Origin of the sequence: Armatimonas sp. (assembly GCF_043757465.1) — a bacterium.
Classification (GTDB): domain Bacteria; phylum Armatimonadota; class Armatimonadia; order Armatimonadales; family Armatimonadaceae; genus Armatimonas.
Map to the genome: position 1 here is coordinate 67,194 of NZ_JAYVPL010000124.1, position 15,524 is coordinate 82,717.

Annotated in this window: 11 protein-coding genes; 5 read left to right on the forward strand and 6 right to left on the reverse strand. The window is 61.5% G+C overall.

Translation table 11 applies throughout. The annotated features are described in order from the left end of the window. Positions 1-58: 58 nt before the first annotated feature. Both ACH2ED_RS17085 and ACH2ED_RS17090 read left to right on the forward strand, forming a co-directional pair. Positions 59-2,698 carry a DUF1553 domain-containing protein gene (locus tag ACH2ED_RS17085; RefSeq protein WP_395093746.1) on the forward strand — a complete coding sequence of 880 codons (2,640 nt, stop codon included), beginning with the start codon at positions 59-61 and terminating at the stop codon, positions 2,696-2,698. Then, positions 2,688-4,136 (forward strand): DUF1501 domain-containing protein, encoded by a 1,449-nt coding sequence (locus ACH2ED_RS17090; protein WP_395093749.1) that lies wholly within the window; start codon positions 2,688-2,690, stop codon positions 4,134-4,136. The genes ACH2ED_RS17085 and ACH2ED_RS17090 overlap by 11 nt, the downstream gene beginning before the upstream one ends. A 9-nt stretch (positions 4,137-4,145) precedes the next feature. Here ACH2ED_RS17090 and ACH2ED_RS17095 read toward each other — a convergent pair whose 3' ends face one another. Genes ACH2ED_RS17095 through ACH2ED_RS17110 form a run of 4 tightly spaced genes read right to left on the reverse strand, consistent with a single transcriptional unit; the run spans position 4,146 to position 9,492 of the window. Further along, the gene (locus ACH2ED_RS17095) at positions 4,146-5,219 is read right to left on the reverse strand and encodes an alpha-hydroxy acid oxidase (RefSeq protein ID WP_395093752.1); all 1,074 of its coding nucleotides are present in this window, start codon (positions 5,217-5,219) and stop codon (positions 4,146-4,148) included. After that, entirely contained in the window at positions 5,216-6,769 is a 1,554-nt protein-coding gene (locus tag ACH2ED_RS17100; RefSeq protein ID WP_395093755.1) for a sialate O-acetylesterase, read from the reverse strand. The genes ACH2ED_RS17095 and ACH2ED_RS17100 overlap by 4 nt, the downstream gene beginning before the upstream one ends. Next, entirely contained in the window at positions 6,762-6,932 is a 171-nt protein-coding gene (locus ACH2ED_RS17105) for a hypothetical protein (protein WP_395093758.1), read from the reverse strand. Before ACH2ED_RS17105 ends, ACH2ED_RS17100 begins: the two co-directional genes overlap by 8 nt. Before the next feature lie 40 nt (positions 6,933-6,972). Further along, a complete protein-coding gene (locus tag ACH2ED_RS17110; RefSeq protein ID WP_395093760.1) occupies positions 6,973-9,492 on the reverse strand; it encodes a hypothetical protein in 2,520 nt (839 codons plus the stop codon). 127 nt (positions 9,493-9,619) lie between these two features. Here ACH2ED_RS17110 and ACH2ED_RS17115 point away from each other — a divergent pair, with 127 nt between their 5' ends. Both ACH2ED_RS17115 and ACH2ED_RS17120 read left to right on the forward strand, forming a co-directional pair. Next, positions 9,620-10,297: a response regulator transcription factor gene (locus ACH2ED_RS17115; protein WP_395093763.1), complete on the forward strand. Its 678-nt coding sequence runs from the start codon at positions 9,620-9,622 to the stop codon at positions 10,295-10,297. After that, positions 10,294-11,661 carry a sensor histidine kinase gene (locus tag ACH2ED_RS17120; protein WP_395093765.1) on the forward strand — a complete coding sequence of 456 codons (1,368 nt, stop codon included), beginning with the start codon at positions 10,294-10,296 and terminating at the stop codon, positions 11,659-11,661. The genes ACH2ED_RS17115 and ACH2ED_RS17120 overlap by 4 nt, the downstream gene beginning before the upstream one ends. Before the next feature lie 3 nt (positions 11,662-11,664). On the opposite strand, the gene mqnE is transcribed toward ACH2ED_RS17120, so the two are convergent. After that, a complete protein-coding gene (gene mqnE / locus ACH2ED_RS17125) occupies positions 11,665-12,831 on the reverse strand; it encodes an aminofutalosine synthase MqnE (protein WP_395093768.1) in 1,167 nt (388 codons plus the stop codon). A gap of 81 nt (positions 12,832-12,912) precedes the next feature. On the opposite strand from mqnE, the gene ACH2ED_RS17130 reads away from it, so the two are divergent. Beyond that, a complete protein-coding gene (locus ACH2ED_RS17130; protein WP_395093770.1) occupies positions 12,913-14,619 on the forward strand; it encodes a hypothetical protein in 1,707 nt (568 codons plus the stop codon). 39 nt (positions 14,620-14,658) lie between these two features. On the opposite strand, the gene ACH2ED_RS17135 is transcribed toward ACH2ED_RS17130, so the two are convergent. Next, positions 14,659-15,471: a DUF1559 domain-containing protein gene (locus ACH2ED_RS17135; RefSeq protein ID WP_395093773.1), complete on the reverse strand. Its 813-nt coding sequence runs from the start codon at positions 15,469-15,471 to the stop codon at positions 14,659-14,661. Positions 15,472-15,524: the final 53 nt, after the last annotated feature.

Consider the following 15,524-nt stretch of genomic DNA (forward strand, 5'->3'; position numbering starts at 1 on the left):
TCCTCTTCGCTGACTGAGGGGGCTAGAGGGTACGATATTGTGTACAATAAGCCACGCCATGCACAGACGCCTCCTTGCTCTTCTGCCGCTCGCTGTCTTGGGTACACTCGCGCTCGCCAGCCGCGAGAGTAGCCTCTGGTCGCTCCAGCCGGTGCAACTCCCCCCCATCCCCCGCCCGGCAGGGGGAATAAAATGGGCACGCAATCCCATTGATGCCTTTGTGCTAGCAAAGCTCGAAGCCAAAGGACTAAAGCCCGCACCGGAGGCCGATCGGCGCACGCTCATTCGGCGAGTGAGCTTCGATCTCACCGGCCTGCCGCCCACCCCACAAGAGATCGCCGCGTTTCTGGCGGATGCAGCTCCCAATGCCTATGAGAAGCTTGTAGAGAGGCTACTGGCAAGCCCGCACTACGGCGAGCGCTGGGGGCGGCACTGGCTGGATGTGGCGCGCTTTGGCGAGAGCCATGGCTTCGAGTACGATCATCTGCGAGAGCATGCCTGGCGCTACCGCGACTACGTGGTAAATGCCCTGAACGCCGACAAGCCCTACGACCAGTTTATCCGCGAGCAGGTCGCAGGTGACGTGTTGGAGAGTGCGGGCGAAGACGGTGTGATCGCAACGGGCTTTCTGGTCGCCGGGCCACAAGATGAGGCGGGAAAGGGCGCTCCGGGCCTGCAGGTGCGGCTCCGGGCACGCGAGGAGGAGCTGGAGGACATGATCGGGCTGGTCGGCCAGACATTTCTCGGGCTGAGTGTCAACTGCGCCCGCTGCCACGACCATAAGTTCGACCCGATTCCCGCCAGAGACTACTACCGCCTCAAGTCTGCGCTCGCGGGAGCCCAGCCCGGAAACCGCTCCGTGCTCACCAAGACGCAAGCAGAGTCACGCGCACTCCAGATGCAGCAGCTCCGTGCCAAACAGGCCGAGTGCCAGAGCCAGCTTCGGCGCATCGAGGAGCCCATTCGTGCCCAGTTGCTTCAGGAACGGAAAGGCACTGGCAGACCGATTCCCGTCGCTCCCCAGCCGCTACTGTGCTGGACTTTTGAGAACCTACCTGGTGGACGGCTCAAGCTCGACGGAAAGAGTGGGCGTTTTCAGAGCGAGCCACTGACGAGGGAGCTTCGGGAGAAGACACTCGAAGCCTGGGTGAGCCTAGCGGATCTCGACCAGCAAGGTGGGAGCGCACTGACAATCGAGACCGAGAACGGCGCACAGTTCGATGGTATTGTTTTTGGGGAGCGCCAGCACGCCCAGTGGATCTCCGGGAGCGAGTTTTATCACCGCACAAAAGATTTAGACGCGCCGCAAGAGACCGCTTCGCCCAACGAGCTGGTGCAGCTTGTGATTGTCTACCACGATGATGGCCGTATCCAGCTCTTTCGCAATGGGAAGCCCTACGCTGCCGCCTACCAGCCTGAAAACGCGGCCCGTACCTACCCGGCGGGCAAGACACACCTTCTTATCGGCCCACGCCACACCGGCTCCACGAACTTTCTGAGGGGCGAGATCGAGGAAGCACGTGTCTACGACCGGGCGCTCACGGATGCGGAGGTGGCGGAGTCCTACCGACAGACCCCCTTTAATGTAGCCCCCGAGATGCTGGAGGCCGCCCTCACCCCCGAAGAGCGCAGGCAGCGCGATAGGCTACGGGCCGAGAGTGAGCGTCTGGCAAAACAGCTAAAAACCCTAGAGATTCCGGTTCAAGCCTACGCAGTCGTGTCGCAGCAGCCACAACCAACGCAGCTTCTCTTGCGCGGCGATGTGCAATCAAAAGGTGAGATCGTCACCCCCGGTGGTCTCAGCGCGCTGTCGGCTTGCTCGCCTCACTTTGGCCTCGCCGCCGACTCCCCTGAGGCACAGCGCCGCCTCGCACTGGCAAGCTGGCTGACGGATTCACGCAATCCGCTGACGGCACGGGTGATAGTCAACCGGGTCTGGCAGGGGCACTTTGGGCATGGAATTGTCGGCACCCCCAACGATTTCGGCAACAACGGCGAGAGCCCCAGCCACCCGGAGCTATTAGACTGGCTGGCGACTGCGTTCTCCGGTCCCGGCGCCTGGAGCCTCAAGAAGCTCCATCGCGTGATTCTGCTCTCCAGTACCTACCGTCAGTCCGGGCAGTTCGATCCCAAAGCGGCAAAAATAGACGCTGACAACCACCTGCTCTGGCGCTTTTCTCCGCATCGTTTAGAGGCCGAGGCCGTGCGCGATAGCATGCTAGCGATCAGTGGACAGCTCAACCCCGCCCTTGGCGGCCCCAGCTTCCGCCCCTTTACCGTAAGTAACTACGGCTCGGATTTCTACCAGCTAATAGACAAAGACACGCCCGAGTTCAACCGCCGAACGCTCTACCGGATGGGGGTTCAGAGCGCCCGCAACCCGCTGCTCGAAACCCTCGACTGCCCCGATCCGTCTACCAAAACCCCGAAGCGCACGGTCACCACAACCCCTATTCAGGCCCTCGCCCTGATGAACGATAGCTTTGTCCTGCGCCAGTCCCGCGCCTTCGCCACGAGAATCATTCACGAGGCGGGCAGCACCCCCAGCGCACAGATCACTGCCGCCTACACCCGCGCCTTGGGACGCCTGCCCACGCCCACCGAGCGCACCCGTGCTCTAGCGCACCTCAAAGCCCACTCGCTCGATAGCCTCTGCTGGGCACTGTTCAACTCCAGTGAGTTTCTCTATGCCAGATAACCCGATCAATCGCCGTCATTTTCTCACCCAAGCCGCCGGTGGACTCGGCTCCATCGCGCTTACCGCATTACTGGCAGATGAAGTGAAAGCCTACCCCCTAACCCCCGCCCAGCGAGGGGACAATGAGGAATCTTCCTTTTCTCTCCCCCGTCGGACGGGGGGCGGGGGGGCAGCCAAGCGCGTCATCCAGATCTTTTGCTGCGGCGGCGTCAGTCATATTGACACGTTTGACTACAAGCCTGAATTAATAAAAATGGATGGCAAGGAGTGCAAGAAAGTCTTCGACACGTTCTTCGCCCAGCCGGGGAATCTGATGAAGAGCCCCTTTGCATTCAAGCAGCACGGCAAGAGTGGTAAGTGGGTGAGCGAGCTACTGCCGCACTTGGCGGGGCGTGTGGACGACATCACGTTTCTGTGCTCAATGAAGGCCAAGTCCGCTAACCATACCCCAGCCACGTTTCAGATGAACTCCGGCTTCACGCTCAATGGCTTTCCGTGTCTGGGCGCGTGGCTGAGCTATGGCCTGGGAACCGTCAACCAGGACCTGCCCGCCTTTGTGGTGCTCCCCGATCCGCGTGGCCTGCCCGCCGGGGGCGCGATCAACTGGACATCGGGGTTTCTACCGGCGACGCACCAGGGGACGGCCTTTAATCCCAAGGGCAATCCGGTGGACAATCTCTTCCCGTCCAGTGACGTGAAAGCCGCAGACCGGCAAGCAGCGCTGGGCCTACTCCACACGATGAACCAGGAGTTCGGAACCTCCAACCCCGGCGACTCCGCACTGGCGGCACGGATTCGTGCCTATGAGCTAGCAGCACGCATGCAAGTGAGCATTCCGCAAGTGGTGAGCTTCGAGAGCGAGCCCGAGCACATCAAAAAGCTCTACGGCATTGACGATCCTGTCGCGGGAGGCTTTGCACGCAACTGCCTGCTTGCCCGTCGGTTACTGGAACGCGGAGTGCGCTTTGTCCAGCTCTACCACGGCGGCGCGTTTGGCTCGCCGCGCATCAACTGGGACGCGCACGAGGACATTGTCGAGAACCACACCAAGCAGGCACGGAGCATGGACCAGCCCGTCGCTGCCTTGCTCGCGGATCTGAAACAGCGCGGGATGCTCGACGACACCCTGATCCTCTGGACTACGGAGTTTGGCCGAACCCCCATCACCCAAGGTGTCGGCAAGCCTGGTCGTGACCACCACCCGTTTGCCTACACCTGCTGGATGGCGGGCGCGGGCCTCAAGCCCGGCTTTTCCTACGGCAGCACCGACGAGATCGGCTACGACACCGCCGAAACCCCCGTGAGTGTCTACGATTTCCACGCCACGGTCCTGCACCTGCTGGGAATAGACCACACCAAGCTCACCTACTACCACAACGGCACCCGCCGCCGCCTCACCGACGTGCACGGCGAAGTGATCCACGGGATTCTGAGCTAGCCGCCGATTTCAATCGGCGGCTACACGAACTAAGCGCGGCCCAACATCACTCAGTTTCGGGCAACCGGCGAGGGCCATGGAGAGCTTTAGGTCATCGTGGAGGTGCGTAAGAACGTGCGCGACCCCGGCCTCTCCATTCACCGCCAGCGCCCAGAGGTAGGGACGGCCAATCAGCACGGCGCGGGCTCCGAGGGCGAGGGCTTTGAGGATGTCGGTGCCGCGACGGATGCCGCCGTCCACATAGACCTCAGCTTGGCCTTCAACGGCGGCGACGATCTCGGGGAGTGCTTCGGCAGTACTCACGACGCTATCGAGCTGCCGCCCACCGTGGTTTGAGACGACGATACCTACCACGCCGTGCTGGACAGCAAGAAGCGCGTCCTCGGCGGTGAGAATCCCCTTGACCACGATTGGCAGGCGCGTGACGCTCCGCAGCCAGTCCAAAGCGTCCCAGGTCAGGCTCGGATCGAACTGATCCGCAACATAGGCCAGGAGCGCCGAGCCTTCCGCCACATCGGGGATGGCTTGCTCGAAGTTGGCGGCGCGGACGTGGGGAGGAACTTTGAAGCCGTTGCGAATGTCCCGCTCCCGTAGCCCCGGCATCGGAACATCCACCGTCACACAGAGCGCACCAAAGCCCGCCGCCTCCGCACGCTCCACCAGCGCCTTTGTTAGCCCACGATCCCGGTAGCAGTAGAGCTGAAGCCAGCGCATGCCGCTCGATGCGGAAGCGAGCTCCTCCACAGAATACGACGAGAGCGTGCTGACAACTTGAATCACGCCTGCTGCGGAAGCCGCACGGGCCACGGCGAGCTCCCCGTCGGGGTGGGCCAGGGCATTGAGGGCGCACGGCGCGGTAAGAAGTGGCATCGAAACAGGCTGACCCAGAATCGTCGTGCTTGTCTGGCAAGCGCTCACATCCACCAGCACGCGAGGCCGCAGCCGCAAGCCCGCCCACGCCTGCTCGTTCTCACGCACCGTAATCTCATCGCCCGCTCCGCCGACGTAAAAGTCATAGATCGCCTGAGGGAGAATCTCGCGAGCACGCTGCTCGTACTCCCGTAGGTTCCGTGGCTGGGTCATGGGCGGCGCTCTTGGTAGGCTCGGGCAAGTGCCTCCCCCAGAAGTAAGGTTCCCTGCGTCCCAAAGTGCACACGCTGGTGGGGCAAGTGCTCGGTCTTGACAATAATGAGCTGCTTGTCGGTCTGCGCCAGCTCTCTCAGACTGGCGTTCAGTGCCTCCTCGTTCTTCCAGATCGCCTTCGGGTGCTGCTCGGAGACAAACCAGGGGAGATTTGGCTGGCCCAGATCCTGCCGCACCTGGGCCATAAGCACCTTCATCCAACCCGCGTAGCTTCTCTGGTAGGGCGTGAAGTAGGTATCGTTCTCGCCGGGGTGCCAGAAAACGCCCTCCCAGACTGCGTCGTAGCCCTGGCGCGTGAGATCAGCAAGTGCGTCGCGGAGAAAGGCGATAAACCGAGGATAGAGATTGCGGCGGCTCTCCGGCGAGCCCTGTGGCAGCCAGTCCGGCCCCTGCGCCCCGCTGTGGGTGAACTTGAGAAGCGCGACACCATCGCTGGCGGGGAGGGACTTTCGAAGCTGCGCCCCGAAGCTCAGCTCTGGGCCGAAGTTGCCTAGCGCACTCACCGGGCCAAGCGGCTCCCAGGCCTTAGATTTCTGGACGCCACCGCTCAGTGAGTAGCGAAAGAGCACGTCGTTCTGCGGCTGAGTGAGTGTGACGGGAAGCTCGCTCACAAACGCGTCCTCGCCCTCCATATTGCGCTGCCCTGCGAGCACGAACAGCCGGATACGGCCTTTCTTGGGAACCGGCAGGCTTTTTGCAAACTTGCGCTCTTTCGGCTTCGGAAGCTTCCCGATTTCTTTTAAGTACGCCGCCCCAAACGCCTCCCCGAGCTGAAGCTGGCCCTGTGTTCCAAAGTGGTAGTGCGGCTGCCCGCTGTTCATCACGTCGAAGGCAAGGTGCGAGGTCGGCACCCAGCGTAGCAGTGGGTCGGACGCGAGGAACTGGTCTTGCTGCTCGCGCAGAATCGCGAGATTCGCGCGGTTGTCCATGCCCCAGATGCCTTTCTCACTCACTTCACCCAGAAACCACTTGAGCTTCGGGAGCTTCAGATCGGCACGTAGGCGCTGGATAATCGTGCGGAGATTCGCCGCATAGGCTGTATTAATCTTGCGATCCAGCATGTCGTTCTCGCCCTGGTGCCAGACCACGGCCTCGAACTGGTAGCGAATGCCTTGTTTGTCGAGCGCGGCAAGCGCCTCACGGATGAGCTGGAGGGTGCGGGGATAGAGCTTCTGGCCACTCTCGGGCGCATCGGGGTTCCAGTCGTAGGCCACGGTCGTGCCCCCAATCGCGGACTTGATGATCGCCAGCGGGGAGTCATCGTGCTTTTTCACCAGACGAGCGAAGGTCAGCTCCGGCCCAAAGGCATCGAGAGGTCGCAGCGGCCCCCAGCCCGATGTCCCGTCCTGGAGCGTGCAGTAGCGGACATCGGGCTGGGGTGCACCAGCTCCTTTGAAGAGCGGGAAGTCGTTGATGCGCTCGGGGTGGGCATCCGCCCCCACCATGTTCGACTGCCCCGCAAAGAGAAAGATCTTAACCGGCTTAAGCATAGCCCCGATTGTAGCACACGTCACTTATACCGCGACAGGGGTTACTATTTTCGTAGCCGACTTCGGTGTCGAAACCTCGCCCTTTGCGGTGTAGGTAGCCCGCAACAAGACGCAAGGAACCGGGGGGAGCATCCGGTTTCTTCTGTACAGGTGCTTGTTTCATGTCACATTATAGCGCGGAGAATTTCGCGCTAGGCACGTTCTTACTTTCCAGAGCGACGTACGGTAAGAGTTGTCGAGGTGCGGCGCGTGCCTCGCTTTGCCTCAACTTGGTAGACTCCCGCAGGCACGTCGGTCTTGTGCTCGGTTTGCAGGTCCCAAGTGAGGGTGTTGGCTCCACGTAGCAGGTTGGCTTGCCACTGACGCACCACACTCCCCGACGCGCTGGTCACGGTGAGCGTGGCGGCTCCTGCGGTGTCGCTCACTACCGAGAAGCGGGCGATGGGCCGACCGCGCCGGTCGCCGGGGACACTATCCCAGGGAAAGGGGTCGAGGGTGATGTCGCGGATCGGGTAGAGAAAGAGCGGCTCGCTGGTCGGCTTGCGGATCGGAGCGAGATCCAGAATCCAGGCACCGCGACCGTAGGTGCCGATCACCAGCTCACTGTCGCGCGACTGCACCGTGAGATCCTGCACCGGGGTGGAGGGCAGGGTCGCACTCAGCGACTCCCAGCTCTGCCCGGCATCCCGCGAGAGATAGACCCCCAGATCGGTGCCCACATAGAGCAGCTTGGGATCGGTCGGGTCTTCTTTAATGACGTTCACGCACTCGGGCGGCAGGTTGCTGGCAAGGGAGCGCCAGGTACGGCCGGTATCCGTGGAGATAAAGACATAGGGCCGCGTGTCGTTCTCCCGAAAGCCGGTGAAGCTGAGATAGAGCGTCGCGGCGGCGTGGTGCGAGAGCGTCACCCGGCTCACCCACTTGCGCGGCAGTCCAGAATCAATGCGGCTCCAAGTCGCACCATCATCGGTGCTCAGCCAAACACGCCCGCCCTCCGTGCCGCCCACCAGAATTCCCGGCACCAGCGGCGACTCCGCCAGCATCGTGAGTGCCCCCGTGGGAACCGCATCCCGATCCTTGCCCGCTGGCTCCCCCAGCTCTGGGCTGATGGCCCTCCAGGTCGCGCCCCTATCCACCGTCTTGAGCACCTGATTGGCTCCCAGGTAAAGCGTGCGCGGGTTGTGTGGCGAGATAAAGAACGGCGTGTACCAGCTAAAGCGCAGGCCCGGCAGGCGCGGCCTCAGGCTCTCCGACGACGGCCCGCCACTGAGGATTGAGCTGCCCGTGGTATCCATGCGCATCAGGGCACCGTTCTGGTGCTCGTAGTAAACGAAGCGCTCGTCGGTGGGATCGGGCAGGGTGACAAAGCTATCGCCGCCCGTCCAGCGATCCAGATACACACTGCGCCATGGGTCGGGGGTCGCGTCGTCCAGGATCGCATCGCTCGGCCCCACCAGCGCCGCGTTGTCCTGCGTCCCCGCAAAGATTCGGTAGGGCGTCTGATTATCCGTGGCCACGAAGTACATCTGCGCCACGGGGATATTATTGAGGTGCAGCCAGCTCTCGCCCGCATCGTAGGAGAGAAACAGCCCGCCATCGTTGCCCAGAAGAAGGCGCTCCGGGTTAGCGGGGTCAATGACCAGCTCATGGTGATCCAGGTGTAGCGCCCGGCCCGGCGTCTCCTGCACCCGCAAGATCCGATCCCCGAGGCGCTGGAATGTCGCGCCACCATCACGAGACTGGAAGGCATGATTGCCCAAAATGTAGAGACGGTTCGCATCGCGCGGATCCACGCAGATATCCGTGAACTTCCAGCCAAACGCCCCAAAGACATCGTAGAGGTCGTCGGTGTTTACCTTGCGCCAGCTCTCGCCAGCGTCCTCAGAGCGGTAGACCTCGCCGCCCATAAACGGCCTGTCTTTCTGCGTGCTCGGTGCACGGTTGTCGAGAAACAGGTAAACGATCTTGGGACTCTTCGGCGCAACCGCGATACTCGCCCGGCCCAGCGGCCCGGTAGGGAGGCCCTTCGTCAGACGCCGCCAGGTCTTGCCAGCATCACGAGATTTAAAGAGCCCGCCGCGCCGCCCTTCCTCGATTTGCCATGCCCAGGCATAGAGCGTGTTGGGGTCTTTGGGATCGAGCGCAAGATCCACCACGCCCGTGACCTCGTCAATAAAGAGCACTTTCTCCCAGTGCGCCCCACCATCGAGCGTCCGGTAGACCCCGCGCTCGGGGCTGGGTATCCACTGCTTTCCCAGCGCGGCGACATAGGCGATACTCGGGTTGGTCGGGTGGAGCAAGACCTTCGCGATATGATGGGTCGCCTCCAGCCCTAAGTGCTTCCACGACGCGCCACCGTCAACGGACTTAAAGACCCCCGTGCCCGGATAGGCGTACCCCGCGTACCGTGGCTGCGCCTCCCCCGTGCCCACCCAGACCACACTCGGATGACTCTGCGAGACGGCCACATCCCCGATGGCAAAAGCGCTCTCATGCTCGAAAAGAGGCCGCCAAGTAAGGCCGTTATTCACCGTCTTCCAGAGATTGCCCGAGCCCACCCCAGCGTAGATCCTCCCTGTATCTCCCGGAGGAATCGCAATCGCCTCGACCCGCGCCCCGATCTTCACCGGCCCCACAGGTCGCCAAGCTAACCCCCGACAGAAAGAACTCTGAGCCAGTGCCTGGTGCGCCGCCCAGGCGGGTGTTGTCTGCTTACTTATCATGCCTTCTCCACTGTGGCGGCATTCTAGCATAAAAAAGATTCCCAGTCGCAGAGCGACTTTCCCCAAGGGCAGAGCCTGACAAAACTCTCTTCAGGGTTTCTTCAGTGATCTAGCCTATAATAACCCCATGCGGCTTTTGCTCATCGAGGACGAAATTCTGCTGGGTCGAGTCGTGGTTCAGGGACTGGAGCTGGCACGCTACGAGGTCACTTGGTGTCAGAGTGGCACTGCGGGCTACGAGCGCGCGTGCGAGGGAGGCTGGGCAGTGATTCTTCTCGATCTCATGCTGCCGGGCCGCGACGGCTGGTCCGTCTGCCGAGGGCTGCGTGACCGGCGCGATGCCACCCCCATTCTGATGCTCACGGCGCGCGATGACATTGACGACCGGGTGCGCGGGCTAGAGCTGGGTGCCGACGACTACCTCGTGAAGCCCTTTGCCTTTCCGGAGCTGCGGGCTCGCATTGCGGCGCTGATCCGGCGGGGACGGGGTCAGCGGCGGCGCTGCATTCATGTGGGGGAGCTCGAAATTGATACGGAAGTGCGAGAAGTGACCCGTGCCGGGGAGCTGCTGCCCCTAACTCCGCGCGAGTACGATCTGCTGGAAGTGCTCGCCAGCCGCGAGGGACATGTTGTTAGTAAGGAAACCATCCTGAATCTCTGGGGCGACTGGGAGAGCACCCCCAACACGGTGGAGGTGCACTTAGCGGCTCTGCGGCGCAAGCTGGAGCCCGAGAAACTGGTCCACACCGTCCACCGTCGTGGCTACCTCTTGCGCGATCCGAAGCGCGAGACGGAGCCTTCATGAGCCTCTCCGTACGCCAGAAGATTCTCTGGGGCAACGCGGCGTTTGCGGCACTCGCACTGCTCCTCTTTACCCTCGCCGTTCGGTTCCTCACGGCAAAGCTTTTGCACAGTGCGCTAGACCGAACACTCTTCGATCAGGCACTCCCCCTGGCCCAGCCCCTAGCCGCAGATCCTCCCTGGCTACGCCCCGGAGGCCACCGCCTACCTGTCCCCCTGCCTTTCTCCCCCGACACCGTGACTCTGATCGCCCCCCGCCGCCTGCCTGTACGACGAGGCGGTCCCCTGCCGCTCTCCCAGCGCAGCTTTGAGAGGGCCATCCAAGGTGAGCTGGTCTACGCCGACGAAGAGGTCGAGGGATGGCCGGTGCGTATTCTGTCCATGCCGGTCCGCGCGGATGATGGCACCATTATCGCCGTCATTCAGACAGGTGCACGCCTGACCTCGCTTGCCATTGCCCTGCGTGGGGTAGACCAAGCGCTTCTCCTGCTCTCCCCCATGGCGCTCCTCATCACCCTGAGCGGCGCGGCGCTCCTGACTCACCGGGCACTGGCTCCCGTCCGCGCCCTGACCGACGCGGCGGAGCAGCTGGCAGCCGCGGATCTTACCCGTCGCCTGCCTGAACCCGGCGGCGATGACGAATTAGACCGGCAGGCCAAAGTCCTCAACCAGATGCTCGCTCGCCTGGAAGCGTCTTTTACGCGCCAGAAACGCTTCACCGCTGATGCCAGTCATGAGCTACGGACGCCGCTTGCGGTGATTAAAGCCACAACGAGCTTGCTACTAGAGAGTGAGCTCAGCGCTCCGCAACGCCAGGCTCTCACGGGGGCTGACGAAGCCGCTGACCGTGCTGCCCGCCTGGTGAGTGATCTTCTGCTGCTAGCCCGCACGGAGAACGGCACTCTACCTGTCGTACGCCAGAAAGTGCTCCTGAGCGAGCCTATCGCGTGCGCCATCACGGATGCCCGTGCTCTCCATGAGGGCCTAGCAGCCCCTGTTCTACTCGACATCCCGGAGAATCTTCACGTCCACACGGATCCCCAGCTCGTCGTGCGCCTCCTCAGCAATCTCATCAGCAATGCCCTGCGCCACACCCCCGCCGAGGGCAAAATTGTTGTCGAAGCCACCCTAGACACAACCACACTGATCCTCACCATCACCGATACCGGGGAAGGCATCGCCCCGGAGCACTTGGAGAAACTAGGGCACCCGTTTTACCGACCTGACACCGCCCGTGCCCGCACCCACGGCGGCGCGGGGCTAGGTCTCTCGCTGTGCAAAGGAATCGTGACCGCGCTCCAAGGAGAGCTGAAGGTAGAGAGCAAGCTGTCTCAGGGAACTCGTGTGACACTTATCTTCCCTCTCTAGTCTTTACAGCATCGGAAGTGCTAGGCGATGGGGCTGCTCTAAAAACGTGCGGCTATCTGTGCGCTCGATGATGTTGTAGAGCGGGTCGCGCTCGACGGGATCACGGCCCGCCTCGACAATCATCTGCACAAGCTGGCGCTGGCTGAGGTTCTGCTCCTCGTTTTCGTCGGCGATCTCGTGGGTGATGACGTACTCCACAATCGTGCCGTCAATGTCATCGGCACCATACCACTGAGCAGTCTGTGCAACCGGTGGGGTGATCATCATCCAAAACGCCTTGATGTGCGGGAAGTTATCGAGCATCAGTCGCCCGATAGCCACGGCCTTCAGATCCAGATAGCCCGTGGTGCTGGGAATATGCGAGAGCTTCGTCCCCTTACTGGAAAACGCGAGAGGGATAAAGGTCAGAAAGCCGCCGGTTTCGTCCTGAGCCTCGCGCAGCTTCATCGTATGGATCACGCGCTCCTCTAGTGTTTCGATGTGCCCGTAGAGCATGGTCGCGTTGGTGTGCAGACCCGCGCGGTGCGCCGTTTTTGCCGTTTCGAGCCACTCGGCGGCGGTCTCCTTGCGGGGGAAGATCGCATCATGCACACGATCCGTGAGAATCTCCGCGCCGCCACCGGGCAGGCTACAGAGCCCGTGTGCCTTGAGCTCTAGCAGCATCTCGGTCATGGGTTTCTGGGCGAGGGTTTGAATGTGTAGGAGCTCCACCATCGTGAAGGCCTTGATATGCGCCTCGGGGCGGGTGGCCTTGACGGTATCGAGCAGCTCTAAGTAGTAGGAATAGGGCAGCTTTTTATTGATGCCCGCCACCATATGAATTTCCGTGACGGGCAAGTGGCGCGTGCGCTCCAGTTTTTCGCGCACCTGCTCCATGCTCATCGTGTAGGCTGAGGGACCGTCTTTTTGGGCATAGAACGAGCAGAACTTACAGCCCTTGTTACAGAGATTCGTGTAGTTAATGTGCTGGTTGCGGACGTAGTAGGTATCGTTGCCGTTCTTGGCCTCGCGGACAATATTGGCGAGTGCGCCGATGGCGGTGAGGTCATCGGACTTCCAGAGCGCAAGGCCATCGTCAAAGGAGAGCCGCTTGCCCTCCATTACTTTGTCGTAGATCCCCGCCAGTTCTCCATGCTGGAGATATTTATGCATAAAACTTGACGTTGCCATCGGTTTGCCTAACTTTGTGAACTTGTTCACAAATTCTATCGCTGGTGAGAAAGCCTGTCAAGCAAGCCGATCATCTAGTCTGTGCTACCTTGCTCGTTGTTCACCGATCCGCCTTTTGTGCTGGCCCTGCTCTGGCTGGCGCGTGCGCTCGGGCGGCAGATCGGGCGGGGGCGCTACGATCAAGATAACACTCTGCTCGAATTAGCTATAGGGTTAGGGAGCCTACAGTTCGTTTTCTTCGGTCTTGGCACACTTGGCCTGGCAAAGCCGCTGCCGATCCTGGTAACCCTGCTGCTACTAGCGCTCGGGGCACGGCGGGAGTTTTCCCCCCTGCCACGGCTGCGTTTCATCCCTCGGGAGCCACTGGAGTGGGCACTCGCTCTTGCGCTCCTCTGCTTTTTTCCCTTTGCAGTGGCTCCCGTGACGGATCACGATGGACAGTTCTACCACTTGACGGCGCTCCGGCGCTGGCTGATAACGGGGCGGCTGGACTACCTGCCGACGCTCACCATGACCCAGTGGCCAATGGGCGTGGACATGCTCTTTGGCCTCCCGCTGGCTCTTTGGAGCGACACTGCAGCCAAGCTCCTGCATTTTGCGCTGGGGGGACTGGCGCTGGGCACTCTGGCCGCACTCGGAATCGCTCTGGGAAGCCGTGGTGCGGGCTTACTGGCCGGAGCAGCGCTGTTGCTTCTGGGGCGGGGTGAGTTTTGTGCGGCCTACGTGGACCTGGGAGTCGCGTTTCAGACGGCGGCAGCACTGCTGGCTTTTGTCCTCTCAGTACAGCGCAACGACCGGCGGCTCTGGCTACTGGCGGCGCTTCTGAGCGGCTTCGCGGCCTCGTTCAAGCTCACCGGAGTTTTTCTCGGGCTGGGTTTACTTCTCGCAAGCGGCCCCCGAAGCCCCCGCGACCGCGTGATCTTCCTGGTTCTGACGTTCGCTCCAATAGCCCCCTATCTGCTCCGCGCCTGGTGCCTGACAGGTAATCCGCTCTACCCAACCCTAGCCAGCATCTTCCCGACTCGCGACTGGTCGGCGGAGCTCTCCAGGATCTTTCTCACGTTCAACCAGCTCTACAACTGGGGCAGTGGTCAGAGCTGGAATGCGGCCACGCGGCAAGCAATTCGTGGGGGGCTTATTCTCACAGTGCTGGGTGGGGGATTTTTCTGGAGGCGAGCCGAGGCGCTACAGCAACGCCTCGCTTGGATCCTAGCAGGCCTTCTGGCGCTCTCCCTCTGGCTGGTCGGCCCCTATCCACGCTACCTGCTCCCGCTTCTGCCCGTGGTGATCCTCCTCGTGGCGCTCCGTCTGCACACATTACGAGCACCACTCTGGCTGGCCAGTGTGGCTGTGCTAGGGGGGGGAGTTCTTCAGATACGTCAGCTTCCGGCCGCACTTCCGGCCATTTTGGGAGGCAAAGCGGCGCGCGCGACCTACCTCACGCAGCAGCTCTCCCTCTATCCGGTTCTGATCTGGATCAACCAGACAACCCCGAAAAACGCCCGCATCCTTCTGGTAGCCGACACCGCCTACTACTGCGAGAGATCCTGCTGGTTGCCACACCCCTATCTCCAGGGCGCCATTCGCCTCACGCGCTACGATGATTTCACCGCCGATGTGATGCGTGCTCGGCTCACTCATGTCGTTGTTGGCCGCAGGGAGCAACCACCACCCAGCCTCTTTCCCACGGAAAATCAGGTTCGGTTTAGTCAGCGCCTCGCACGAGAGCGGGGGGTTTTGATTTTCCAGAACGACGAGCTCGAGGTCTGGAAACTGCGCAATTGGTGAAACCTGCCGGGAACGAAAAGTCCCCGGCAGGGAAGAGTCCTACGGGAAGTCAGGGACACTCCCACTGGCACCTGAGCAGCCGTAGTTCTCCGGGCAACAGCTTGCGGAGTTACAAGCGTACCAGTTTGCGCAGACGGGGTTGGAGTTGCGGATTGTCAACTTCGCGCAGCCACGATCCAGGCGGGTCAGCTTCACGTGCCCGTCCACAAAGGCCATCATGTCCCACGCCGCTGGCCCCGTGCAGCAGTAGCGAACATTTCTATCGCCATCGTGCACCGTGTAGGTCTCGATCACCAGCACTTTCTGCGCCGGAAAGTCAATTCGCGCCAGTGGGCCTAGCCACTGATAGTTCAGGTTGTAGCTGTACTCCGAGGGATTGCCTGGGATCTTATTCTGGTTCGGGCAGAAGACCGCCATATCGGACTTGAAGTACGGCCTTGCCATCGCCGAGCCGCCGCCCTGCCAAACACAGCAGTAGCCCTTAGGCAGTCCGTTGTACATCAAAGGGCCGTAGACACAGTTGGTCGCCGTCACATTGAAAGGCGCGACACACCGCACACGAGCATCGGGGAAGCCCCAGTCCACGGAGATCCCTCCCGGCCCTGTATTTGAGGCATTTCCCCCACTGCCAGGAAACATCTCATCGTAGTCCTGAGCGTACATAATCGCCGCGAGAGCAATTTGTTTCAGGTTGCTCATGCAGGCCGTCTTGCGCGCGGACTCACGCGCCTTAGCAAAAACAGGAAAGAGAATTGCGGCAAGAATCGCGATAATCGCGATGACCACAAGTAGTTCGATCAAGGTAAATCCTTGAGACTTAGGGCTATTTTCCCTTCGTTGAGAAACCGACATTATCAAACCCTCCTGATACCTACTCAATTCACTGAGTAAAGATAAAGTAATTA

Excerpts from the sequence above, each read along its gene's own strand:
- ACH2ED_RS17105 (WP_395093758.1), bottom strand. The coding sequence starts at position 6,932 with ATGAAACAAGCACCTGTACAGAAGAAACCGGATGCTCCCCCCGGTTCC.
- ACH2ED_RS17115 (WP_395093763.1), top strand. The coding sequence starts at position 9,620 with ATGCGGCTTTTGCTCATCGAGGACGAAATTCTGCTGGGTCGAGTCGTG.
- ACH2ED_RS17120 (WP_395093765.1), top strand. The coding sequence starts at position 10,294 with ATGAGCCTCTCCGTACGCCAGAAGATTCTCTGGGGCAACGCGGCGTTT.
- ACH2ED_RS17100 (WP_395093755.1), bottom strand. The coding sequence starts at position 6,769 with ATGCTTAAGCCGGTTAAGATCTTTCTCTTTGCGGGGCAGTCGAACATG.
- mqnE (WP_395093768.1), bottom strand. The coding sequence starts at position 12,831 with ATGGCAACGTCAAGTTTTATGCATAAATATCTCCAGCATGGAGAACTG.
- ACH2ED_RS17085 (WP_395093746.1), top strand. The coding sequence starts at position 59 with ATGCACAGACGCCTCCTTGCTCTTCTGCCGCTCGCTGTCTTGGGTACA.
- ACH2ED_RS17110 (WP_395093760.1), bottom strand. The coding sequence starts at position 9,492 with ATGATAAGTAAGCAGACAACACCCGCCTGGGCGGCGCACCAGGCACTG.
- ACH2ED_RS17135 (WP_395093773.1), bottom strand. The coding sequence starts at position 15,471 with ATGTCGGTTTCTCAACGAAGGGAAAATAGCCCTAAGTCTCAAGGATTT.
- ACH2ED_RS17090 (WP_395093749.1), top strand. The coding sequence starts at position 2,688 with ATGCCAGATAACCCGATCAATCGCCGTCATTTTCTCACCCAAGCCGCC.
- ACH2ED_RS17095 (WP_395093752.1), bottom strand. The coding sequence starts at position 5,219 with ATGACCCAGCCACGGAACCTACGGGAGTACGAGCAGCGTGCTCGCGAG.